Genomic DNA, 24443 nt, shown 5'->3' with positions numbered 1-24443 from the left:
TGAAATCTTAAAAAGTTATAGATAGTCCGATGGAAACACTTCTGAGCATCGGATAGTTAAATCCATCACCCTGGTTACTGTCGCCTAATATCTGGTCAGAATCACCGGTATTTTCGGGATCGATATTATGGGCAGTAACCCTGAACATAGGCGACCAGGTAAACAAGTTTTCGCCGGATACATAGATAGTAGCGGCATTAGCCTTTACCCGGTTTAACCATCCGGTTGGAAGGGAGTATCCCAATTGTATGCTTTTGAGGCGTGCATAGGCAGCGTTCTGAAGGTAGCGGGTTTGCGCCTCCCTCAAAGTTCCGCCTGCTGTCCAGGCAAGATAACCCGTATAACGGGGGAAATATGCATCCGGATGCTCCTCTGTCCATATATGTCCCAATTGCGACACCAATGGATGACCGTACGGAACATTGTATTGCCCCCAGAAAGTGTTGGACCCCCTACTCGGATACCAGTCCTGACGACCGACACCCTGTACAAAAGCCGAAAAGAAAAACTGATTCCAGTCTGCCGAAAGATTAAGACCAAACCTGTAACGTGGAGATTCATTACCGATCACTACGCGGTCGCCGGGATTACCTACAGTATTGTCCCCATAATTGATAACACCATCATTATTAAGATCTTTAAACTTAATGTCTCCTGTACGCCATACGCCTGAAGCAGTAGACAGAAAAAGAGACTGGTTGGCGGAGGTCCTTATGTGGTCCTCCGAAACAAAAAAACCATCGGTAACATAGCCCCATATTTCGCCAACTGTTTGCCCTACATAGTAGTCGTTCAGAAGCTTGCGGGCATTGTTATATTTCAGGATCTTTGATTTATTGTCAGACAAAATGGCTCTGACAGTATAATTAAAGGGTTTTCCCCCGGCATTAAAGTGATCTCTAAAACTTACAGACAACTCAAAACCGCGTGTCATCAGATCGGCATAGTTACCACGTGGCGAGGATGCCCCGAATACTGCAGGCAGCTCAGGCCCCTGTGTAAACATATTGGATGTTTTGCGATGGTAATAATCGACGTTAACCAACACTTTGTTATTTAGTAACGCAAGGTCGAGCCCATAGTTAGCCGTAGTAGCGGTTTCCCAGGTGAGCCCCTCCGGTAATACGGGCGGTGCGTTGGTATAGGCATTTTGAGTACCTTCTAATATACGCGTCATCTGCGCCAGTGACAGCTGCTCCCGGAAAATATAGGAATTGATATTTCCGTTACCCAAAGAACCGTAAGACGCCCGCAACTTCAGGTCGGAAATAAGATTTTTAGAGATCTGCCAATAAGGCTCTTTAGTAAGCCGCCAGCCCGCAGATACTGATGGGAAAAATGCATAACGCTCATCAGCAGGAAACTTGGAAGATCCATCATAGCGGCCGTTCAGCTCCAGCAGGTAGCGATCGTCGTAGCTGTAATTCAGGCGCGAAAACCCACCCAGTATATTCCATTGCTCATAGCCGCCCGTAGTAATAATAGACTCTCCCAGGGCCAGGTTAAGATCTTGAGCATCTTCGTAAATCAAACCGTTTCTTTCGGCGCCTATTCTTTTGTAGGTACTTAGCTCATAGTTATAACCAGCCATAGCCTTTATATAATGCTTCTTAAATCTTTTCTCATACTCCGTGTATACATTGGTGGCCATGTATTGAGTGTTTCGGTTAATTTCCCTGATATCATTATAAGCATTTCCCAGGTATTCAATTACTCCAGGTATACGGCTATATGGAACCGGTACGCGAATACGGGTTTCGTTGTTATTGGTTACCTGGTAGGTGAAATCGCCCTTGATGCGCCAAGCGTTATTGAAGAAAGAGGAACTAAAACCTACCGTATTGCGAAAAATGTTTCTATCATAATCCATTCCGTTTTTACCATACCAATAATCACCTACCGTATAAGCGGCTGAAAAGGTAAGCGAACCATCGGGGTTAAATAAGGGAGCCATAGGATGACCTTCAGCCACCATGTTCCTCCAGATACCACCCGTTTCACCCACGTTCATAGGTATATGCGACAATACCTTTGAGAAGTCGGTATTATTAGATACCGTTAACCAGGGAAATACTTCAATACTTCCCTTAGATCTTATATTATACATTTTATAATCATCAGAATTATAACGAAACAAGCCCGGCTGATTGAAATAGTGAGCAGAAAAGAGGTAACTGGTTTTATTGCTTTTACCGGAAACGCTCAGCCCCTGGTCTATGGATAACGTATTCTTTTTATACAGATCTTTCGTCCAGTCGTGGCTGTCATAATATATATACTGACCAGTTGCCGGATCAATCTCTACTTTAGACAACGAGGGGTCTTCACTTCTTCGCTTTAGTTCCTGCAGGTACTCCTGTGAAAACCGGAGCGTCTTATTTACATTTTGCGGATAACTGGCATAATTATTCCAGCTGGAAAAAGATTCATTAAACATAGAAGCCCATGTATAACCATCTGTTACAAAATCGGGAATATAAGTAGGTGTTTTTACCGCGTAATTAGAAGAATAGCTTAACTGCATTTTATCCTTTTCAGGATTTTTTGTCGTGATCAATACCACTCCAAATGCACCTCTTGCGCCATAAATAGCCGATGATGCCGCGTCCTTTAAAACGGTAACCGATGCTACATCCTGAGGATTGAGCAGCGCCGGATTTCCCTCTACTCCATCAATCAACACCAGCGCACTTCCTCCCTGGCCAATAGAAGTAAGTCCGCGAACATTAAAAGTTGGCGAGGTTCCAGGCCTTCCATCGGCAGGATTTAAATTCAGATTGGGTATCATGCCCTGTAAACCCTGTGACAGGTTGGTAAGCGGTCGATTTTTTAGCACTTCTCCATCTATTTGCTCTACCGCCCCGGTGAGGTTAGCTTTCTTTTGGGTACCATACCCAACAATGATCACTTCATCTAAGGACTTATCTTCTTTCTGAAGTACAATTACAAGCGGTTCATTGTTTTTAACAATTACCTGCTTCGATTGATACCCTATATACGAACATTCAATCAAGGCCTCTTTAGTTGGAATATACAAGGAAAAAGATCCGTCTGTGCCGGTAATAGCAGATGCATTCGTTTCACTCAGTTTTACCGTTACGTGTTGCAGGGGCATTCCGGTTGCGTCCATAACTGTTCCGGTAACATTTCCTATAATAGTATCCTGTGCCCATAAAAAAGCTGTCCCGCCCATAAAAAGCGCCAGCAATAAGCTCATTCTTTTAATCAGGTAACTCATAAAATTTTGGTTAAAATTTGAACAGTATATCATCTATGTTAATTCGGGGGCGGCTGTTGTTGGCAAAGGGTTGGGAGGTATTAACAATCCGTATCCGCACAGGCTCGTTAAAGCCCGCGTTGATGGAAAAGGTGTTCGTGCTTAAAGACCTGGACTGGATATCAATTTCCGCAGTGCCTACCAACTGATAGGTTTGCCCTCCGTTCCTGGATACTTCTACACTAAGAACAGTGGGATTAATATTGGCTAATTCAGCGGCAGCCGGATAAATACCGTGGGAGACAGAGACTGTCTTAACGCCTTTCAGATCAAAATTCATGGCGACTACACCATTGCGGTTAGCATTTCCTACGGTGCCCTGCAACCTGATACTCTGTTTACCATTCTTAGGATCAGCAGTACTTGTGGCAGTAATGCCGCCATCGATTACCCAAGCCCCCGTTACAAAAGTCATCACCTTACTATCGTAATTGGTATTTGAGCCCTGCTCAAAATCTTCGAGTATCTCCGATACACCTAATCTTATATCATTAAGGCTCCTCGGACGCACCGACCAGTCTGACCCCCTTTTTGAAACAATCCCTATTAATGATTCGATATAACCCGGGTTGGATTCTTGCTCAAACGCAGATCCCGCATTAAATGATACTTTCATTTCGGCTATCTCATCATCGATGACCAAATCCCCGTTCAAACGGTCGCTCTCCTGGTTGTAAACAGATATCTTATCCAGCTTTACCAGCAGCGGGCCCCAGTATTTTGCATTGGCAAGCACAGCAGCAATACTTACCGGTTTGGGTACCACAACCCTTTGTTCGCCGGTTGCCTTCAACTGTTCTAAGGGCAGGTTTATTATTGTAAGCTCTCCCGATCTTTCCACAATGCTTGCACCTTTTAAATTCATAACCACAACATCCCCGGCATTAAGGGATGCATTAGCTACAGGCAATGCTACGGCAACAGCGGCTTCATTATTGAGATCCTGGATAACCAATACCCTGCTATCAAAATTGCCGTGCTTAATGTCGGAGGTAACTACACCTGGTATGGCCGTTTCACCCCATACCAGGCCTTCGGTGATCTGCACTCTTCTTAAATTGTAAATGGAAGACGGCTCGGGATCTGGGTATTTACCCAATCGGATATCTTTAGCACAGGAGCAAAAAAGACAAAGCAATACAAGCAGCAAAGCCTGCAGCCGGTTTAGATTTTTTCTCATAAAGATTTATTTTACTTCAGCATTAGATTGAATGATTGAGCACACTGTTGTCGAAACAGTTCCGTATCGAATGAAGCCTTAGTGAACTCCCAAAAGTTTCGGTTGGTGATGCGGGAGACAAGGGCATTAATAATCCATGATTGTGTCCAACCCGTCTGCGTTCCCCAGGGCCCCCATCCCGAGTCAGCGTTGCTGGCCCAGTATTCCCATCTGCCGAAGTCAAATGCACGAAACCATGTGCCATCCAGGTCTTGATGGTTGGGAGCTTTAACCTGTACGCGAACAAAAAAATCATCTATCTTCTTCAACGCGTTTTCGTAATAATCATCATTTGTTGCCGCGTAAGCCTCGTTAAGCCCGAAAGAGCAAAAGTTGAGCGTATACAATAAATCCGTCACCTGATCTCCGTATTCAGAGATGAGTGGTGCCTCTTTAGTACCATATTCAATATTGGAGCGTATTTTATCGTAACGCCCTAACCCCGAGATGCCAAGCCGTTCTTTGATAGCGCCGCTCTCATCCAAATCTTTTAAGAGGGCCAACGCTACCATTTTTAACCAATTTCTATGCTGAGGTGAATCTTCTACCCGCACCAGCCAGGCAAGGGGCAACAACATACGTGCATATTCCTGCTGTATACCATTCGTCCATTTCCATTCAGGAAAATGAGCCATCGTAATAGCTATTGCCTCTTTTGCTTTATCTTTTAAGGGCTCGTATTGTGTTTTATCGTATAACCAGAGGTAGAGGGCCCAAAGCCAGGATTCGTAGTGAGGATGTACATTAACGATCTCCCGTTTAGACAGGATTTTCCAGTCGGTCTTTTGCATGGCTGCATCCCTGAACCAGGGACCTCTAAAACCATTGCGGCCGGCGGTTCTGAAATTACCCAATATACCCTCTATAATAAAGCTATTCCAATCACTGGTTTTCATATTGGCAGAAGCACCTATAGATCCTAAAAGCACGCGGGCATTATCATCGCCATAGTAGGCGTCAGGGTCGGTTGTTGCCCAACCAATAAGACCAAAAGAAGGGCTTGCCGGATCGTTTCGCTCGCCCTGCCTGAGATTTGACGTTTGGTATAAATAACGAAGCAGGTTCTGTGCGATAGTATCATAATAGGGCTTCTTCAGAACCGATGCTGCCGAGCTCAAAGCAAAAGCTGTTTCCGCCTGGCAATCACCTCTCAACCACCATCGAACCGGCTGGCTTCCATCATGGTTAATAAAAGACGCATGACCTTCCAGTATTCCCAGCCTGCCGTCGCCGGCTTTCATGGAGTCGTTTACTGCAGGGAAAATAACACCTTCACCATTTTTGCGTGTTTGTTCTGTTACCAGGTGCTGCCAATTGTCTGCCACCAGTAGTTTCGAACGGGTATACCACCCGGCACCCAGTTGTAGCGTATTAAGATAGTCCTCCCGAGTTACAGAACTATTTTTATTCAATGCAGGCTGAACACTTTTGTCCGTATTCCATAATACCGTTTTACTGATACCCACGTAGTGAAAGACAAACTGCCATAAGTTTTTCCAGTACTCCTGCGGACCAAATCTTGCCCGTTGCCAGTTACTTATATCTGCACCTGCAACCAGTATTCCATTTTCTATAAATAAGAACGGATACCTGTCAACGCCTTCAAATCCATATTCAGCTTTATCAAACCCCGCTATTTTCGCAATGTAGGCGTAGGTAAGCTTCTTGGGGCTGTATTTATAAAATGAATGATCATTAACAGACAAAATAGCCAGCGAGTCCATATCCCGTATATAGGAGGTATTCATTACTACGCGCTCCAGTGTTACCTTTTGTTCATCGGGCACCGTATTGCCAATAAAAGAAGGATACTGTAAAAAAACTTTCAGCCTTTTTCGCGAAAGAATATCCAGTTCACCGGCAGAGGGAGCATGCCTGTTTTGCAATACTATGATACCGTCGCCATAAGCAGCGGATCGAATAGCTTTTGACAGGTTATCGGCGAACCTGACATCGATACCGCATTTTATCAGTACTTCAGCTACGGGATGCTGCCGGTCAGCTACAATAATAACCCTGGCACTCACTGATGAAACGAACACTACAAGCAGCAAAATAATTAAAAAATGTTTTTTATTATTTTTCATAATGGAATCCAAATATATAAATTAATAATTCAATTAAGAAATATTAATTAAATTATTTTAATAAATATTTTAAAAATTGCTATAAAAAATATTATTATATCTTTATTATTAATTATTTTTACAATTAGAGTTTTCTAAAGCTCATTTATCTAATGAAAGGATTGAAAGGATTTATCGCAGAATTGCAGGAAAAAAGTCAAATCACCAGCGGTGTCTCTTTTAAGAATGTACAATTACAAAAAGATATTGTCGAATATTTTATAAAAAATGGCAGGGTAACGATTGCCGAATTAGCTCAGCACACTAAAGTGAGCGTTCCAAAGATCAATGATCTTGTTAACGAATTGCTAAAAAACGGCCTCCTGGTTGACTTGGGTAAGGAAATTATTGGTGTAGGCAGAAAGCCTAATTTTTATGGATTAAACCCCGAGGCGGGATATTTTTTATCTATTGAAATACACCGTCATCATATAAATATAGCTTTAGTAAACTTTCGCGAAGAAATAGTAGATGTTCAGGAAAACATAATTTTTGAACTGCAAAATACCAAGGCTAAGTTTGATGAGCTTTGTAAAATAACGGAAGCTTACTTAAAAAATCAAAAAGCTCACCTGGAGAAATTAGCAGGTATAGGCCTCACTATTACCGGGCGCGTCAATCATCGTACTGGCAATAGCTATAGCTTCTTTAATTTTCACGAGCAGCCACTCAGCGAAATACTTAGCGAGCGCTTTAAATTACCCTGTTATATCGAGAACGATACGCGTGCTATGTCGTTTGGTGAGTACGCCAAAGGCTGTGTAACTAACGAAAAAGATATACTTTTCCTGAACCTGAATGATGGTATTGGTATGGGTATCATTATCAAAGGCGATCTGTATTCAGGAAAGTCGGGGTTTGCCGGTGAGTTTGGCCACCTGGCTATTTTTAATAACGACATTATCTGCCACTGCGGTAAAAAAGGTTGCCTGGAAACTGAAGCGTCTGGTGCGGCAATTATCTCCCAGGTCGTTTACGCTATACAAAATGGAACATCAACTATATTAACAGAGACTTCCCGTCATGAAGAAATCAGCCTGCACAATGTGGTAGATGCTGCATTGAAAGATGATAGCCTTTGTATTGAGGTTATTTCTACCGCAGGAGAAAAAATAGGCAAAGGTATAGCCCTGATGTTAAATCTATTTAACCCCGAACTGGTGATAATCGGCGGAGAAATGGCGCGGGCTGGCTCGCTTACTTTGTTACCCATCCTTTCTTCCATTAATAAACATTCACTCAACCTGGTGAATACGGATACCGAATTCAGGTTTTCTAAACTCGGAAAACGAGCGGGTTTGATTGGAGTAAGTTTATTGCTTAGAAACCACTTGCTGAATATACATTAAACAATATCATCGACGTTATTTCTGTCACATACAAAAAAGTACTTTCAACATGATGTCCTCCGCCCATGCAAACGGCAGCTATATAGATAGCTTAGAAAAGATCAGTGTCAATATCCAGGCTGATGTAAAAAGTGGTTCAAAGGTAATTGCACAAACTATTGCCAACCTCATCCGCCAAAAACAGCAGCAGGGACAGAACTGCGTACTGGGCCTCGCTACAGGCTCCAGCCCTAAAACACTGTATGCAGAGCTGGTACGCATGCATAAAGAAGAAGGACTGAGCTTCAGCAATGTGATCTCCTTTAACCTCGATGAGTACTATCCCATCAGCAAGGAAGCACCGCAAAGCTACAACCGCTTTATGCATAACCACCTCTTTGATCATGTAGATATTAAACCAGAGAATATCAACATCCCCAATGGTGAAATAAAAAAAGAAGACATCAAGGTTGCCTGTGCAGATTATGAAAAGAAAATTGAAGCAGCCGGCGGTATCGACCTGCAGATATTGGGTATTGGTAATAACGGCCATATCGGTTTCAACGAACCTGGCTCAGGTATTTACACCCGTACCCGCCTGGTAAACCTTACCAACAGCACCCGTTTGGCCAATGCCTACGAGTTTGCCAATATTTCTGAAGTGCCCCGTATGGCCATTACCATGGGCATCAGCACCATTATGAAATCCAGACAGATCATTCTGATGGCCTGGGGACCGGCCAAAGCGATAGCGGTTAAAAAAGCTGTGGAAGACGAAGATTCTGAGATCGTTCCGGCTTCCTTCCTGCAAAACCACGATAATGTAAGTTTTGTACTGGATGAAGCAGCAGCTTCGGGTCTAACCCGGATTAAGTCGCCCTGGCTCACCGGCGATTGCGAATGGACGCCTAAGAATATTAAAAAAGCTGTGGTGAATATGGCTTTGCAACTGGGTAAAACTGTGTTGAGCCTCACCAACGAGGATTATAATGACAATGGCCTCAGCGACCTGCTGGTGGAAAAAGGCGATGCTTACGAGATCAACCTCGAAGTGTATTATATGTTGCGCGACAGCATTACCGGCTGGCCAGGTGGCAAGCCCAATGCGGTAATACCGGCACACCCCGAAAGATCGGAGCCTTACCCAAAAAAATGCATCATCTTCTCCCCCCACCCTGATGATGACATCATTAGTATGGGTGGTACTTTTCAGCGCCTGCACGACCAGGGACATGAAGTGCATGTGGCTTATCAAACCTCGGGCAATATTGCTGTTACAGATGAGTTTGTGACCCGCTTCCTGGATTTTGCGGTTGGATTTAACGAGATCGCCGATATCAACTCTGATAAACCCGGACAGATCTTAAGTGAAGCGAGGGCTTATATCTCCGGTAAAAAACCCGGACAGGTTGACTCTCCCACTATCCGGGCTTTAAAAGGATTGATCCGCCGCGGCGAGGCTAAAGCCACCTGTAACTATGTAGGTATTGATCCTAATAATGTACATTTTCAAAACCTGCCTTTTTATGAAACCGGTACTATTGAAAAGAAACCTTTGGGTGAAGAAGATGTGGAACTGACCATACAATTGCTAAGGGAAGTACAACCGCAACAAATATTTTGTGCAGGAGATTTTGCCGACCCACATGGTACCCACCTGGTATGTTTTAACGCCGTGTTGAAAGCATTGCAGCGTATTAAAGCCGATGGCGATGCATGGATCAATGATTGCTGGCTGTGGTTGTACAAAGGCGCCTGGCAGGAATGGGATATTGAAGATATTGAAATGGCCATACCTATGAGCCCGGCACAGGTGCTTAAAAAACGCTTTGGCATTTTTATACACCAGTCGCAAAAAGACAGTGTACCCTTCCAGGGAAGTGATGACCGGGAGTTCTGGCAAAGAGCCGAAGAAAGAAATGCCGCTACTGCAAAGATATATGCCGACCTCGGTCTCACACACTATGCAGCTATGGAAGCTTTTGTGAGATGGCAGTATATTTAGCATAAGGGCTGGAATTTTAGCACGGTGAAACTATGTCGTAGAGTTTACTCTGCACAAAACCTTTTCTATGAATTTGTAGAAAATGAAACAAGGAAAGAGTCGGTCTTTGATTGATAGACTGCAATTAAACCTACTTTGATTGCAGGAGTGATTTCCATTTTTTCATTCAAAAATAAAAAGTGATATTAAGCTCCAAAACCCGCTTCTTAACATGGAGGTCAGATCACCATCGACACTATATTTAACACGGAAAAACACGGAAGGCTACACTGTAAATTCGTCGGGTAAAGTTATTATTGTTTATCATCAGATTTAAAGATGAGGAAATTGCCCGGCGAATTACTCGATTCCCGCAAAATCAAACACAAGACTCATATTTAAATAATCGTCCAGAACCCGCTTAGGCTCGAACTGATAATTGGAAGATTCGGGTCCGAGCACATCTGTTTTACTGAACTTGTTACCTATGGCGGGAATCCCATGCAAGAAGGATAGATCACCCCTGGAATGTTTAACTACGGTATTGGCAGGATCCGGTCCAGGCTTAGGGTTGAACAATTTCAGGTAAACATCTTCGGATTTGCAGTATACTTTAAATGACCTGCCCTGTTTCAAGTTAATCTGAGCCCAATAAAATTTAGAATAATATCCCTTAAACTCCGGGTAAATAAACCCTGAGCTACCGGTAACCGTATTATTGTACTTTTTCTCCCACACATTAAAAGACACACCCTTCAACCTGTTCTTCCATACGCCGTAAGGTCCGTTGCCCATCCATTTCAAACCGGCTACCTCGCTTTCAGCCAGGTCAAAATCTATACCACAGAATGCAACATTGTTCGAAGGCCTATATTTTATATCCAGGCCTACCAGTCCACCAGGATTTATAGACCATACCACATTCATCCTGTTTTTCTCATAAGTTACGGCTACCTGATGAGCACCTCCAGTTTCTGTATGACGCACGCTCATCACTTTGTCATGCTCACTTGCAGACACAGGACCATTTGTAAGGGGCAGTATTCCCTTTGCATTGGCCACTTCCCTGAGTAAGCCCGAGTTTTTATTAATTACTATTTTTATAGTACCAACATCAAATACGAAATCGTCATTAGTTTCAGAATACTGCACGGCCTGCTGTTGCCGCACCCTCGCTGTTATCCTGTTATTAGTTACTTCGTCCGGACTCTTAACCGGAAACGTCCAGGTATAGATATGCCTGCCATGCGGATCCTTAGCTTCAATCTCAAGAACATCGGCCTGCACCCAACCCATGGGCATCGCTACTTTTACCCGGGTACGCTCCATTGGCTTCAGAGGCGCAACGGGAATCAGCCCCTGACTAATTATTCTACGGCTGTCTGCAGATGCAGCAGGAAATGATACCCATTGATAGGTTAGTTTACAATCCGTCAAATTGGTGTAATGAAACCTGTTCTCAATGTTCAACATCCCATCAAAAGCGGCAGTTATATATTTATCTTCTATAAAAATGGGTGACCATATCTCCTTTATAGTATAGTAGCTCCCCTCCTTTTCATGATACGGTCCTACAATACCATCGGGTGCATGATTACCGTCTCCATCAAGAACTTTAGTATCTGTCCGGTTCACCATTTCATCAGCCAATACCCAAAGAAATCCTCCTGCACATAACGGATTGGCCCACATCTTTGACCAGTAGTCGTTGAGGCCTGCACCCAACCCACCGTCATACAAACCGTGTAAAAATTCAGTGGGAAAGAAGATCTGCCTGTTGGCGAAGTTATCCCCGGATAGATAATTATAATCAATATAGTGGGAAGTAACTGTTTTTCCGAAAGCCCCCCAGGGATGCAGCACTTCTCTTTGCTGAATATCTACCTCAGCAAACTCATGGTCGTATGCCTTATTCCATCCACCCTCGTTGCCATTGTCCCAGAATAAAACAGACGCATAATTCACATCCCGTTTTACCAATTCGCGCAACAGTTTCCGGCCGATCACACTATCATAACTGGGAGCCTGCCAACCCGTAAGTTCATCCAGCACAAAGAGGCCCAGCGAATCACAGGCATTCATGAAATGTTTATCATGAGGATAATGAGATAGCCGGACGGCATTCATGTTCATATCCTTAATGAGATTCACGGTTTCTATACTCATCCGTTCAGAAGAAGTTCTTCCAAAATTGGGGTGAAAGGTATGTGCATTCACGCCTTTAAATTTCACTCTGGCTCCATTAACATAAATACCATCCTGTGCCCGAACTTCAACCGTTCTAAAACCTATTTTAACACGGCATGTGTGCAGCTGTTTTCCATCTTTATCCAATATGGCATACTCAGCTATGTATCGGTTGGGAAATTCCGGCGACCATAACTTCGGGTTGGCGAATTGTTGTGTGCTGCGAAGGGTACCTGCTCCTTTTTTAACCGGCTCAATAAAGGTTGCAAGGGACTTTCCCTTAAAATCCTTTATCGTCAATCGCAGACGGGCGGTTTTTTCGGAGTTTTTAATCGTGATATCGGCCCGAATAGTTCCGTCCGCCCGCGGATCAATGGCAACATGTTCTATATGTTCTTTGGGGTTGACCTGAATATATACAGGCCTGAAAATACCTCCAAAATTCCAGAAGTCTGCCTCCAGCTCAGCCTGATTAACGGATATGTTATCAGACTTTTTCTTAACCTTAACCTCCAAAAGATTCTTTTGACCGTATAAAATCTGATCTGTAAGATCAAAACCAAATTCATAAAAGCCTCCCTGATGCCTGCCTACCGGTTGATTGTTCAGGATTATCTCACAATCTGTAAAAACTCCTTCGAAAATAATTTGTATATCCTTGCCCTTCCATGCCTGGGGCGCTATGAACTCATGTTTATAATGTCCCTGCTCGTTTAATCTTTTGTCAAGCGGAACGTGTCCGTAATTGTACTCACCAAAGCCCTGTTGCTCCCAGCATGAGGGCACATTGATCTTGCTCCACTTCTTACTGTTCATTCCATCAGTACAATAAAAATCCCAGGGCACTGTATGATCTGCACCTGTACCCGACAGGTATTTTATTTCAGTTTGCGCGAAAGTGTAATAACCAACAGCGAGCAGCGCAGTGGTGGCCAGGGCTTTAAAAAGAATCATCATGGCTGTATTTAAGATAGGGATAAAGATAAGCAAGCTACAAGAGAATTTACAGACCACCTTTTAATCGTTCTTTGTTTGCAGCCACAAGGCTCCTATTAAATACATCATCCACTTTAAAGAGCTAATGAAAAAAGTTTTACTTACACTTTGAAGATAGACGCTCCATGGTTACGGCAGGGAAAGTCCTGATGCCATAGCTCACCATAAATCTGCGGCCGCTCCAGGCATATCCTGATCGGGTTTGTCTTCTCAACTGCAAGTACAAGATTTTTACTAGCTTTACAGCATTCGAATTGTTTTATAAATACGGCTACTTAAAACAAAAGCTATCGACAGCTTTTCCATAATACACCCGCATTGCCGCAGGTGTACAGGAGATTATTATTCCTATTTATAAAACAAGCATTCATGATATTTATACCTAAGATCGCCGTAATCGGCGGCACCGGTAAATCAGGCCAATACCTGAGCCAGGAACTCATCAGGCAGGAGATTCCTTTTCGCATCCTGTTACGCAATCCCCAAGGTTTTGAGATCAAGAGCCCGCTGGCAACTGTCGTGCAAGGCGACGCCAGGGAGCTCGACGCAATACGACGTCTGTTAGAAGGCTGCGATACCGTAATCAGCATGCTGGGGCAACCCGCGGGCGAGCCGCCCATCTTCAGCCAGGCTACCCGCAATATTCTGGCTGCGATGCAGCTATATAACAACAGGCGATATATCGTAATCACAGGATTAAATGTTGATGCCACAGCCGACCATAAAAGCCACCGCGTGAAGGCTGCTACCGAATGGATGAAAACCCATTATCCCCAGACTACCGCAGATAAACAGCTGGAGTATGAAGTCTTAAGTAAAAGTAGCATAGACTGGACGATGATACGATTACCCATGATTCAACAAAGCGACGATGAAGGACCTCTTGCAGTAAGCCTTACTGACTGTCCGGGCGAACAGATCAGCGCCGGCCGGTTGGCACGGTTTGTCATTAACCTGTTGCACAATGGACAATACATACAACAGGCACCCTTTATCGCCAATGCAGAATAACATCAGTTTATAAACACATCTTGGGAGCCGCCTTTCCGGGCGGCTTCTTTTATTTACATCATCCCACACCTGGTTAGCAGCTACGAAAATCGCGAAAAGAGTTCTTGCGTTTGCAGCTCAACCCCCGATTAAGGCACCAATCCGGTAAAAATGCCCACAAAAAAAGCCCACAAAATGTGAGCTTTCTTGTTTTTGGTCGGGAAGACAGGATTCGAACCTGCGACCCCCTGGTCCCAAACCAGGTGCGCTACCGGCCTGCGCTACTTCCCGGATCCGCCGCGCTTTGTGCGAATGGGTTGCAAATGTAAAGGATTTATTTATAATAATCAAAGAGAATGACAAAAATTATTGAATAATTTCCTGTCGCGCCGAAAAAACCGGCTCTTTCTCTAAAAGACGCTGCAATAAAATACTTTGATTGGTAGCTCTGACAAGGTTATGCCCGGGATAACGGGCGCCATAGTACACATCATTATTTATATAATCGGTAATAAAACGCAGGGCCTGCATATAGATCATAAACTTACCGGCGTAAAAAAAATATTGTTTTTCTGTATCAGTAAGCTCTGCTTCCATAAAACTTTTATAACCATTCACTATGGCAAAGTAAAATTCTTCCCTGATCTCTATCTTACTAAAATCTTTTTCTTCTTCGCTGACGGGACATAAATAAGTGCGCATCATATCTCCTACATCGCTTATAAAGTAACCGGGCATTACGGTATCCAGGTCAATCACACAAAGCCCTTTACTAGCCCCGTCAAATAACACATTGCTGATCTTGGTATCGTGGTGCGTTACCCTTAACCGGAAAGCACTATTGTCCAGAATATTATTATATTCCTCAACAATATCCGCCTGTTTTTTTAACTGTTTCACCAGGCCGGCCACTTCTGTGATCCTGGCCGGATTGCCTTTTTCAAGCGCTTCTAAAAACTGGTTGTAACGCAGAGTCAGGTCATGAAACGCAGGAAGGGTAATATTAAGCGTATCAATGTTCATGCCCGATAACACACGTGTAAACTGGCCAAACTGGGCTGCGGCTTCAAAAGCCTGTTGCGGCGTTTGCACCACATCAACGGTGTGACTGTCTTTTACAAACGGGAACATACGGTAGTAATGATCCTCTATGCAAACGATAGTGTCGCCCCCTAAGGTTTTACAGGGCGTAGTAAAAAAATAAGAAGTATCCGTTTCTGCCAGATAAGCCTCTATTTTTTCAATATTTTCTGCTATAAGAAACGGGTTGGTAAAAACTGCTTTATTGATCCGCTGAAGAATGTACTTTTCACCTTCCTTTTTTACCAGACAGGTGTCATTGATAAGTCCGTTCCCAAAGCGTTCGATGGTATAGCTATCCTTATTAAACCCATAGCTGACAAGCACACTATGCATGATATCCATATCTCCGGTTACATTTCAGATAAAGGTAGACCATACAGGAATAGCAAAATTGCGCAAACGATTGTATAAATTTCACGTTAGCTATACACCAGCGAAACCGGCACTTCTACCTGCTCAAAAGGAGCCTGTACGGCACCCTCCGATTGTTTTTTATTTAAAATATTGATGAGCATATTCATCGCTGTTTGCCCCTGCTGGTAAGGAAACTGATCCAGAGATACCACCGGCGGGTAGGCTGCATGTTTGTTAGCAGATATGTTAGCATAACTTGCGAAAAGAATATCCTCATTAATGTTTACCCCTTTCTGCATGGCAAATTTTACGGCATCAAGGTGTACATAATCATTAAAGCTAATGATAGCGTCTGGTGGTCGTTTTAAATTAAGTAACTTGTTCATAGCAAGCTGGGTCCCCTCTTCCGACAGGTCTGTTTTTTCTACCATCTGCATATCAATCTTTAGCTTCTTCCTGGAAATCCCCTCTATATATCCTTTTAAACGCTCCCTGCTGGCTGCAATCTCATCGGGTCCGTTAATAAAAGCAATACGTTTCCGTCCCTGCCTGAACAGCCATTCAATCATTTGCTCTGTACCTTTATAAACACTACAAAAAACCTTACTGGCCCTTTCAAAAGGCGGCACCCGGTCAAAATACACCACCGGTATATTATACTTCTCCAATGCAACCAGGTGATTGTATTTATTGGTTTCTTTCGATAACGAAATCAACAACCCGTCTATACGCTGCTTCACCATTGCCTTCATTACCGTTTGTTCCTTGGCGATGCTTTCATGACTTTGTCCAAATAAGATCGTATAACCATGTTCCATGGCAACATCTTCAATACCACTGATACTTTTGGAAAAAAAATCCTCAGAGATCAGGGGAAGAATTACCCCAATTACAAAACTTTTCTTTTGTTTAAAGAAAATGGCCTTGGGATTGGGCTCATAATTCAACTCTTTTGCCAGGTTTTGAATGGCCTGCTTTGTTTTCAAACCTATTCTCGGATGATCATTCAATGCCCGGGAAACAGTAGATACCGAAACATTCAATCTTTTTGCTATTTCTTTTATAGTAGGTATATCACTCATAAAACAGGACGAATAACTAGAGAGACTAAAGATAGAAAAAAACTGAAGGTTATAGCAAATAAAAAAGTATCCCTTAACTGACAGGCATTTGTACAGTTGATAACCTATTGATTAGAACATTGCCAGTGACACCAATCCTTATTTTATGAATGGCATTCTTTTGGTATGCATTTTATAAAAGCTTTATGCCCGAAGGCCCCTCCATCGTCATTCTTAAAGAATTAGCTGTCCCGTTTGCCGGACAAAAAGTTACCAGAGTTTCCGGCAACAGTACCCTACCTATTGACCGGGCCAAAGGGAAAAAGATCATTGACTTTAAAAGCTGGGGGAAACACTTCCTGATATGCTTTAAAGAATTTACTATAAGAATTCACTTCCTGTTATTTGGCTCTTACCGTATTAATGAAGAAAAAGAAGGCACACCCCGCCTGGGACTGAGCTTTAAAAATGGCTTTATTAATTTTTATGCCTGCTCAGTGAAAATAATTGAAGAACCTCTTGACGAGGTATATGACTGGAGCGCAGATGTAATGTCCGACAACTGGGATCCAAAAGCAGCGAAGAAAAAATTGAAAAAAACTCCTGCTATGCTGGCATGCGACGCTCTACTCAACCAGGATATTTTCTCCGGATCAGGAAATATTATTAAAAATGAAGTTTTATACCGGATCCAGGTACACCCATTGAGTACCATTGGCAAACTACCTCCTAAAAAATTAACAGAGCTGGTGAATGAAACGCGCACCTACAGCTTTGATTTTTTAAAATGGAAGAAGGCCTTTGTGCTAAAAAAACACTGGCTGGCGCATACCAAAAAAACATGCCCCCGTTGTAAAGGACCTATCCATAAAGAATACCTGGGCATTACGCGCCGGCGATCCTTTTTCTGTCCTGTTTGTCAAAAGCTTTATGAGTAATATATTGGTTCGCAATGCGGATAAAATCCGGGATTGTCCTGTGGTTAACGGATATCCCGGTATTACTTATCATTAACCCGGCTTCACGCCCGCTTTGAAGCCCGCCACGGTATAATAGCACCTAACATAATAGCAATGGCAATACCAACTACCAGGCCGGTTGCTTTTGAAGTAATAAAAGCCAATACCAGCATTAGCACCGACATGAATACCAGGGAAAAACTAATCATCTTTAAACCAAATACATTTTGTTTTTTGATAGCCAGCCTTTCTTCTTCGTCTATTTGCACCGCTGCTGCTTTCTTTGCTGACTTATACGCCAGGTACTTATTATAGTCGTTACTGGTGGCCATTTTTTTCTTCACCCATAATTCATAAACCACCAACATTATCAGCGGCAACAATACACCCAATAGCATTTCGTTGGCGCGCGAAAGCTTATAACCATTGATCAATGGGAGTATCATTTTAAACAGAAGATTGATCGTCAGTGATACGACAGTGATATAAAGGGTCACTTTGCCGCTAAGACGTTTGGAGAACAAAGCCCATATAGGTGGCAATAGTAAGGGGCCTCCCGTTATAGCGCCCACACTTAAAGTAAACTCTACGATTCCGCCTATATAGGGCACTCCTAAAGCAATCAATATCATAAACAAACCAAAGAACCAGGAAGAAGCACGTGCTACAAACATCAGTTTCTTGTCGTCAGCCTGCGGATTGATAGAGCCTTTATAAATATCATTGGTAAATACAGCCGATACCACATTAAGTGCGGTGTTAGCCGATGCCGATGTAGAAAAGTACATACCCGTCAACATCAGACCGAGCAGGCCTGCGGGCAACACCTGCTTACACACCATGATGTAAGCATTCTCAGCATCGATGCCGCTTAGGCCGGGATGTATAACCTGGTAAGTCATAGGTGGCAACATCCATAATACCGGGCTCAATATATATAAACCTGCAAAAAGGTAAGCCACTTTGGAAGCGCTTTTAGGTGCATCCACACTGGTATAACGCTGCACAAAAGTCCAGTTACCACCTATATAAAAAATATGATAGATAGCAAAGGCGAAGATGAAGCCCCAGGTATAATCTCCGTTAGTCAAACTAAAAAAACCTTCAGGCGCTTTGGCCAGAAAACGGTCTATCCCTCCTACTTCGTTAAACACTAATGGCAGGATAATCAACACGGCTGCCGTAAGCACCACAAATTGTAAGATATCCGTTACCATTACAGCCCAGAGGCCGCCTACCGCGGTATAAGATATCATTAATATACCCAGTATGATGGTAACAGGGACCAGTGGATAATCGAGCGATGCAGACACCAGTTTCGATACGGAGTACAATACAGAACCCTTGATAAATACCGACACAATAGTAAAAATATAGATGTAGATCTTCTGCACTTTACTACCCAATCTTGCTTTGATAAACTCCGCAGCGGTAAGGTTACCGGTGGCTTTCCATTTGGGAGCCAGGTAAAGACCGGTAATCAGGGCGCCGATACACATGGTCCACTGAATGGTAACAGCAACCCATCCATGTTGATAAGCAATCGCGCCCCAGGCTACAAATGTACCGGCCGAAAAAAAACTCATAAACAAAGAAAGTCCGCCAATAAACCAGGGAACAGATTCTCCCCCTGCAAAAAAGGATTTCAGGTTTCTGCCGGTTTTAGAAAAACTAATGCCCACCAGCAGTATAAAAACAGAAAATACTATTACTACAATTGTATCAGTCATTATTGATTGTATTTATGCGTAACACCTTATGGAAAAGACAGAAGCGGCAACCAGCTCCGAAGGATGCTCCAATACCACTTTAAGCTTTGTAGTAGTAATGGGCTCATCCAACACTATTTCATTAATGGTATGAAAATTACCCTGCTTTTGATAAATCTTATTCCCTTTATCATCCTCAATATAGTAGTTCCTCACACAAAACGGCATTACAGTTTCGGGATGTGTCATCAGAACCGACTCCATTGGATGATCGGTATCGGTATCAAAAACCAGATTAATTTTTTTGATGGTCTGAGGTTGCTCCCAGGTTAAATGCAGGGCGGGTTCAGGGTCTGCAATATCCGCTACCCAGGCATTGGGTTGTATAGTAGGACGATTAACCCCATTCCTGATATAGTCTGCACCAAAAGCAATAACCGTATCCAGCTGTAAGGCCAGATTATGTCCTTCCGGCCGCCTTTGCGGACACCAGAACTCGAAACTATCTACCGCTGATCCCTCCGGAGCTTCCTGCTTCCCGTTATTAGAAACAGCCTTATTGGTGCCATTAAATACCGACACCAATCCGGTGATACGTTGTGTAGAATAAGCCAGTTGCAATTGCTCATTGGCTTGGAAACAAATAAACACATACTGATCTTTATCGATGCTCGCATCAAAATCAAGCTCAATATAATGAGCGCCCTGGTCTATACTGATCTCAAGCTCCTTTAATGTTACATCCGGCGTAAAAGAACCATACCTGCTGCTGATCCTTAATGCTGCTTTTAACACTGTTCTTTCAAAAGCATGTACCAATAATCTGGGAACAGGCACTTTGCCGGCCTGTACAGGCAACATTTGTGCTGCTGAAACCGACAGCATCTTAAGTATATATCCATCTTCGCTAAAACCTGCAAACCGCAAATCTGAGCTGGCTGTAATATCACTATCCTGCACCAGGTCATCAGGATCACTTAAATGTATTCCCGGAATAAATTGTCCTGTACGAATCAGTTGCATTTGCAATTCCGGCAGAAGGCCATCACTATATAAAGCTGCAGGCATTTTATGATGTTTTATACAAAGCGCTGCTGCCACCGCAACAGCCTGGGCAGCGTAACCACAAGTGGCCATCACCCGGGTAGCTCCGAAAGCCACATGGCTTACACTGATAATACGCCCGGCCAGGAACAGGTTTTTAATATTACGGCTATACAAACATCGATAGGGTATTTGAAAAATCCCTTTGCTATGCCATTGATTACAGGGCGACCGGTCGCTGAATACTCCATCAGCAGGATGCAAGTCGATAGACCAGCCCCCGTATGCTACCGCATCCTCATGTGCTTTCTGTTCTATTAAATCCATTTGCGACAAGATATAGTCACCCTCAAACCTGCGGCTCTCGCGCTTCCCGGGGATCATACCCACCCACTCCAACGTGTAGTTCGTAGCTTCAGGAAAATTGCCGGAATTTTTAATATAATCCCAAACCCCGTAGATCACTTTCCATAACTCCCATTTTATTTTTTCGGTATCATGAACGGTATCCAAACGTCCTCCGTATTCCACCCACCATAATTTGCATCCATGCTCACGGGCGTTGAAACTTTTATAGCGTGGCACATTAGCCTGTACATCCATTGCAAAGGAAGGCGCGGAAAAATGCACGGGCTTGCCGGTATCCTTGGTATAAAAATATAAAGAGTGACCGAGCAACTCTCCGTAACTCAGATCCGGTGCCATTGGCTCGTTAAATTCTTCACGCCCCTCTGCTCCCATTCTAAAAGCCGCTCCTGCCAAAAAGCCCAGTATCCCATCTCCGGAAGCATCACAAAACAAAGGTGCGCTGATCAGGTATTCGGTTGAGTTCTGACTGCAAAAGGCCTTAACCTTTTCAATTTTATCATTGGTCACTTTTGCCACTTCATATACAGCGGTGTTCAACAGCAATTGAATATTGGCCTCCTGTATTACTTTATCCAGAATGATCATGTCGAGCACTACCGGGTTACCTTCAGGATTTCTATATGTATTCTCAACCAATATTTCGTCTATTACACCACCCTCTCTGCTCCAACGGTTATTATTACCCAGGTGAGAAGTAGCGCCTAATATCCACAAACGCACTTCACTCGAGGCATTACCACCTAACACTGGCCTGTCCTGTACCAATAACACTTTGAGTCCCTGCCTGGCAGCTGTTATAGCAGCGCATACACCCGACATACCACCACCAATGATAGCCAGATCGGCCCGTTTCTCTTCCGCTTTTAAACTTCTTCTATTTTCACCCTCTTTACGTATCATTCTATTTTCTTTATATATTTTATTAAGATTTATCTACCCAGCTCTATTTCCTTTGATCGCACCAGCTTCCCATCTCTGCCAGTCAACTCCAGGTGAAAACGAACAGGCTTATTGAGATCTACCGGAACAGTAAATTCAAACGGATATTCTTTTTTTACGAACTCTTTAGGAGATGATCCGTTAATGCTATAAATAAGTTTTGCTGATTTCCATTTACTATCATCATCCTGCAGGAAAACATAGAGCCTGCGGGCATAAGAGCCCATTGTAAATAGCAGTGCTTTAGCATTTCCCTCAGCAATCACCGCATAATCTGCACTATCATCCCTCCTGTCTGCAAGTAGCTGATCCTGGAAACCTTTGGGAATATCAGCCCCTGAAATAGCCATTGCAGTAATGCCGGATGCAGGCACCATAAGCTGAAAAGAACTATCTTTTAACGCTTGTACCTGCCCTGATGGTGATAATAATTTCACAGCTGCCTGTTTGGAAAATGTAACCAGAGATGGGTTAACGGTAACCCTGGTAGTAACCGGTTGTAAGGACTGGTTCATAAAAGCCAGCAACAGTGTATCCCCCTTTTTAGCACTGATATAATTCAATGCAATATCATCCGTCTTCAAAAGCCGCGAAGGCATCCACAACTGAGCTTCCCTTGAAGAAAAGAACAGGCCTTTGGCAGCTCCATAGAATTTGTTTTGCAGATAGGCATATCCTTCAATATACTCGCTGGGGAAATCTATATTCCCGTTACTTTTTACAAATGCATCAGACACCAGATAATCCATAAACATCGATGCCATGGGTAGTATATGGTTATAATGAAACGAGTTTACGCTCTGATCTTTATGTCCGTGAAGTGGAAAGTCTACTTTTTCATAAGCCGTTGTTCTTTCGGTATTGATATGATAACCGGGAAAGCTTTCGGAGCGGCCTACTACAGCAGCTTTGGCAACATTCATCAAAAAACTGTCTCTGGTATAATACCCGATCCTTAACAACCAGGGAGCATAAGTGGACATGAATATCCCCCTGTGCCCCGTAGAAGTACCAGACGATTCAGGCGTGAGTCCCATTTCGGAAAGACGCCACGCGGGTACTTTTTCTTCAGGGTAATACATTTGCCGATGCCCTTTCGATTTCAGGTACCAATACATGGGAGCTTTGCCACCTTTATTTACCGTAACCAGGCTGTCAGGAATACGGGGCCCCATCCAGGTAAACAGGGTGTAATGTCGCGCGCCGTCATGAGCAGCATTGAGATAACGCTGCTCACCCGTCAGTTCATACAGTTCCAATAACGCCGACCAGTTATTGGTAAACGTGGGCCAGAAAAAATTAGAGCTCACCATGGGGTCGCCGAATTGTTCCATTCTTGTATCAACCCGGTCTGCCAGGTATTGATCTGCCAACTCCCGGCTTAGCTTCAGGTAAGACGAATCTGATGTCAATTTGAACATGAACATAGCATTGATCCAGTTGCGTCCTTTTTGCTTCTCATCCAGGTTCCTGATACGGGCGCTACCAAATTCTTTCTTAGCCATAAGCGGGTAGAAAGAATTATTGCGGCCAAAAAGATTATACAAAACCTGCAACTCAGATAAAGGAGCAATAGGGCCTTTTAATTTCCTGGAAGGCGATTGTATTTTTTGTGTACTATCGAGTGTAAACAAAAACTTCTCCCTTGACAACATAAACTCCATGAGTGGATAAGCTCTCTTTTCAAACATGTCCTTATCATCTCTTATTAAAGCCAGCTCCAATGGATTCAGGCTTGACACGTTTTTTACCGCACCGGGTACATCTGTTGAATAAGCAAAGCCTTTTAAGCTGTCGACAAACCACGCATAATGCGTTTTTGAATAATCAATCAGGTTGTCCAATGTTGTATTCATCGATACAGTGGCGTTGGTACGATAGTCGCTGAATCCCATTTTATCTTTGGCTAATTGCTCATAAGTGTGGGTAATAGTTAGGGGCTTTACAATAAGATTTAGAGAAAATGAAAAGCTGCTGCCTGCTTTCATCTGTGAGCCTGCCCCGCCCATAACAGGAGCAAATACCTGGGGCTGCAGCTTCCCGCTATCATTTAGCAACGCAAGGCCAAACTGGCTATTCTCCAAAAGAGGTAACGGCTGAAAGGGCAAGTACCTGGGATCAGCCATTACACCAATTGAATTATGGCCATCGTTCACCAGGGTGGCGGGAAGTGTAGCCATAAAAGAGGGGGTCATATAGGGCTGTTGTGGCGCTCTTTTCTCCGTCCAGATTAATGGCTGCCATAATTCTGCTACCTGACTCTTATCTAAAGACGGTGCGCCTATATAGCCAACACTGAAGAAACCGTCTTTTTTGGGTGTCAATTTAAAATAGATCTGAACATCATTATCCCGGGTTTTAATCCATGCTGTAAGCCCGAACAAGGGATGCTCCGGGAATAAGAGTACCGTTGAATCGCCCGCTTCCATAACCCTACTGGCCGTTGAAAGAAAGCGGGTTCCTGACCGATATATATTAGCTGTTCTGTTCTCCTTTTTACTTCTTAAAATGTTATCATCAAATCCATCGCCTGCAACAGATTCACTCACTTTTTGCTGCACATAATCTGCATGAGCAGTATCACCGGTTCGCCAGGTAGGCACGTTATAGGAAACCTTAGCTATACCGGCAGGCTTCAAGGCCAGAGCGGGGTCGACCGAATTAAACAATACAATAAACCGGGGAAAAAAATCATATGATAGTCCTGCTGATGTAACGGTTATGCGGCCATCTTTTGCTATCTGTATTTGTGCCGATACAGGGCGCACCCAACAGGTGATAGCTATAAAAAAAAGTATAACGATGGACTTCATAATAA

General features: G+C 43.4%; 13 protein-coding genes and 1 tRNA gene. 4 read left to right on the top strand and 10 right to left on the bottom strand.

All coding sequences use genetic code 11. The features are described from left to right. Window positions 1–7: 7 nt before the first annotated feature. The 3 genes from ACLOAU_RS00165 to ACLOAU_RS00155 are packed head-to-tail and all read right to left on the bottom strand — an operon-like array spanning window position 8 to window position 6583. Window positions 8–3238, bottom strand: coding sequence for a SusC/RagA family TonB-linked outer membrane protein (locus tag ACLOAU_RS00165; protein WP_427859781.1), 3231 nt, complete (start codon window positions 3236–3238; stop codon window positions 8–10). Between the two features lie 10 nt (window positions 3239–3248). Next, window positions 3249–4457, bottom strand: a complete 1209-nt coding sequence (locus tag ACLOAU_RS00160; protein ID WP_427859780.1) for a DUF5689 domain-containing protein — start codon at window positions 4455–4457, stop codon at window positions 3249–3251. An 11-nt stretch (window positions 4458–4468) separates the two neighbouring features. Beyond that, window positions 4469–6583: a hypothetical protein gene (locus ACLOAU_RS00155; RefSeq protein WP_427859779.1), complete on the bottom strand. Its 2115-nt coding sequence runs from the start codon at window positions 6581–6583 to the stop codon at window positions 4469–4471. A gap of 152 nt (window positions 6584–6735) precedes the next feature. Between ACLOAU_RS00155 and ACLOAU_RS00150 the strand changes: the two genes are divergently transcribed. Both ACLOAU_RS00150 and nagB read left to right on the top strand, forming a co-directional pair. After that, the gene (locus ACLOAU_RS00150) at window positions 6736–7971 is read left to right on the top strand and encodes an ROK family transcriptional regulator (protein WP_427859778.1); all 1236 of its coding nucleotides are present in this window, start codon (window positions 6736–6738) and stop codon (window positions 7969–7971) included. Between the two features lie 49 nt (window positions 7972–8020). Continuing rightward, window positions 8021–9955 (top strand): glucosamine-6-phosphate deaminase, encoded by a 1935-nt coding sequence (nagB, locus tag ACLOAU_RS00145; protein WP_427859777.1) that lies wholly within the window; start codon window positions 8021–8023, stop codon window positions 9953–9955. 339 nt (window positions 9956–10294) lie between these two features. Here the strand turns inward: nagB and ACLOAU_RS00140 are convergent, their stop codons facing one another. After that, window positions 10295–13078 carry a glycoside hydrolase family 2 protein gene (locus ACLOAU_RS00140; RefSeq protein WP_427859776.1) on the bottom strand — a complete coding sequence of 928 codons (2784 nt, stop codon included), beginning with the start codon at window positions 13076–13078 and terminating at the stop codon, window positions 10295–10297. Window positions 13079–13486: 408 nt separating this feature from the next. Here ACLOAU_RS00140 and ACLOAU_RS00135 point away from each other — a divergent pair, with 408 nt between their 5' ends. Beyond that, entirely contained in the window at window positions 13487–14128 is a 642-nt protein-coding gene (locus tag ACLOAU_RS00135; RefSeq protein WP_427859775.1) for an NAD(P)-dependent oxidoreductase, read from the top strand. A gap of 193 nt (window positions 14129–14321) precedes the next feature. On the opposite strand, the gene ACLOAU_RS00130 is transcribed toward ACLOAU_RS00135, so the two are convergent. From ACLOAU_RS00130 to ACLOAU_RS00120, 3 genes are all read right to left on the bottom strand, one after another. After that, window positions 14322–14398 (bottom strand) — tRNA-Pro (locus tag ACLOAU_RS00130). 75 nt (window positions 14399–14473) lie between these two features. Further along, entirely contained in the window at window positions 14474–15532 is a 1059-nt protein-coding gene (locus ACLOAU_RS00125) for a phosphotransferase enzyme family protein (RefSeq protein WP_427859773.1), read from the bottom strand. A gap of 77 nt (window positions 15533–15609) precedes the next feature. Then, on the bottom strand, window positions 15610–16626 hold the full coding sequence (locus ACLOAU_RS00120) for a LacI family DNA-binding transcriptional regulator (RefSeq protein ID WP_427859772.1): 1017 nt from the start codon (window positions 16624–16626) through the stop codon (window positions 15610–15612). 149 nt (window positions 16627–16775) lie between these two features. Here ACLOAU_RS00120 and ACLOAU_RS00115 point away from each other — a divergent pair, with 149 nt between their 5' ends. Continuing rightward, a complete protein-coding gene (locus ACLOAU_RS00115) occupies window positions 16776–17543 on the top strand; it encodes an endonuclease (protein ID WP_427859771.1) in 768 nt (255 codons plus the stop codon). 83 nt (window positions 17544–17626) lie between these two features. On the opposite strand, the gene ACLOAU_RS00110 is transcribed toward ACLOAU_RS00115, so the two are convergent. The 3 genes from ACLOAU_RS00110 to ACLOAU_RS00100 are packed head-to-tail and all read right to left on the bottom strand — an operon-like array spanning window position 17627 to window position 24438. Then, window positions 17627–19294: a sodium:solute symporter family protein gene (locus ACLOAU_RS00110; RefSeq protein WP_427859770.1), complete on the bottom strand. Its 1668-nt coding sequence runs from the start codon at window positions 19292–19294 to the stop codon at window positions 17627–17629. A gap of 12 nt (window positions 19295–19306) precedes the next feature. Further along, window positions 19307–21586, bottom strand: coding sequence for an FAD-dependent oxidoreductase (locus ACLOAU_RS00105; RefSeq protein ID WP_427859769.1), 2280 nt, complete (start codon window positions 21584–21586; stop codon window positions 19307–19309). Window positions 21587–21615: 29 nt separating this feature from the next. Further along, window positions 21616–24438, bottom strand: a complete 2823-nt coding sequence (locus ACLOAU_RS00100) for a glycoside hydrolase family 88 protein (protein ID WP_427859768.1) — start codon at window positions 24436–24438, stop codon at window positions 21616–21618. Between the last annotated feature and the right edge of the window lie 5 nt (window positions 24439–24443).

It is taken from the genome of Paraniabella aurantiaca (assembly GCF_050309965.1).
Taxonomy (GTDB): Bacteria; Bacteroidota; Bacteroidia; order Chitinophagales; family Chitinophagaceae; genus Niabella.
The sequence above is the reverse complement of the archived record's forward strand: the minus strand, read 5'-3'. Positions and strand labels throughout refer to the sequence as shown.

Coding starts and splice junctions, on each gene's coding strand:
- ACLOAU_RS00140 (WP_427859776.1), bottom strand. CDS start 13,078: ATGATGATTCTTTTTAAAGCCCTGGCCACCACTGCGCTGCTCGCTGTT.
- ACLOAU_RS00150 (WP_427859778.1), top strand. CDS start 6,736: ATGAAAGGATTGAAAGGATTTATCGCAGAATTGCAGGAAAAAAGTCAA.
- ACLOAU_RS00105 (WP_427859769.1), bottom strand. CDS start 21,586: ATGATACGTAAAGAGGGTGAAAATAGAAGAAGTTTAAAAGCGGAAGAG.
- ACLOAU_RS00120 (WP_427859772.1), bottom strand. CDS start 16,626: ATGAGTGATATACCTACTATAAAAGAAATAGCAAAAAGATTGAATGTT.
- ACLOAU_RS00100 (WP_427859768.1), bottom strand. CDS start 24,438: ATGAAGTCCATCGTTATACTTTTTTTTATAGCTATCACCTGTTGGGTG.
- ACLOAU_RS00160 (WP_427859780.1), bottom strand. CDS start 4,457: ATGAGAAAAAATCTAAACCGGCTGCAGGCTTTGCTGCTTGTATTGCTT.
- ACLOAU_RS00165 (WP_427859781.1), bottom strand. CDS start 3,238: ATGAGTTACCTGATTAAAAGAATGAGCTTATTGCTGGCGCTTTTTATG.
- nagB (WP_427859777.1), top strand. CDS start 8,021: ATGATGTCCTCCGCCCATGCAAACGGCAGCTATATAGATAGCTTAGAA.
- ACLOAU_RS00115 (WP_427859771.1), top strand. CDS start 16,776: ATGGCATTCTTTTGGTATGCATTTTATAAAAGCTTTATGCCCGAAGGC.
- ACLOAU_RS00125 (WP_427859773.1), bottom strand. CDS start 15,532: ATGGATATCATGCATAGTGTGCTTGTCAGCTATGGGTTTAATAAGGAT.
- ACLOAU_RS00110 (WP_427859770.1), bottom strand. CDS start 19,294: ATGACTGATACAATTGTAGTAATAGTATTTTCTGTTTTTATACTGCTG.
- ACLOAU_RS00135 (WP_427859775.1), top strand. CDS start 13,487: ATGATATTTATACCTAAGATCGCCGTAATCGGCGGCACCGGTAAATCA.
- ACLOAU_RS00155 (WP_427859779.1), bottom strand. CDS start 6,583: ATGAAAAATAATAAAAAACATTTTTTAATTATTTTGCTGCTTGTAGTG.